This is a genomic window from Paraburkholderia sp. BR10936, from assembly GCF_040965735.1.
Classification (GTDB): Bacteria; Pseudomonadota; Gammaproteobacteria; order Burkholderiales; family Burkholderiaceae; genus Paraburkholderia; species Paraburkholderia nodosa_A.
The window spans coordinates 1-447 of the sequence record NZ_JBFRCM010000076.1 but is presented as its reverse complement, the minus strand read 5'-3'; the positions used below and the strand labels follow the sequence as shown (position 1 = coordinate 447).

General features: G+C 70.9%; 1 protein-coding gene. It reads left to right on the top strand.

Annotation, left to right across the window (positions count from 1 at the left end; translation table 11 throughout):
* Nucleotides 1-447 (top strand): helix-turn-helix domain-containing protein (locus AB4Y36_RS40480; protein WP_368685940.1); only part of this gene is annotated, 447 nt, incomplete at both ends.

Genomic DNA, 447 nt, shown 5'->3' with positions numbered 1-447 from the left:
ACGCCGGGCGCTGCGGCGGCGGCACGTGTGGTTGCGACGCTGCGGCTGATCGACGAAACGCCCGACGATGCGCATACGCTCGCCAGCCTCGCGAGCGCGGCGGGCGTGAGCGAGTTCTATTTTCTGCGCACCTTCTCGGCGGTGGCCGGCGTGACGCCGCATCAATACCTGCTGCGCGCGCGATTGCGCGCCGCCGCCCTGCGTCTTGCCGCCGACGACGAAGCGAAGATCGTCGATGTTGCGCTCGCGAGCGGCTTCAACGATCTGTCGAACTTCAACGCGGCGTTTCGCGCGGAGTTCGGCGCGAGTCCCCGCGCATGGCGTGTCGCGCAGCGCGAGCGCTATCTCGCGCAGACCTCATGGCCGAACGCCGCGCAAGCCGCGGCGCGCGCCAGATACCCCCAAGAACCCACGCGAGGGGCGCAGGCGCGCCGCCCCGTGCGTTGC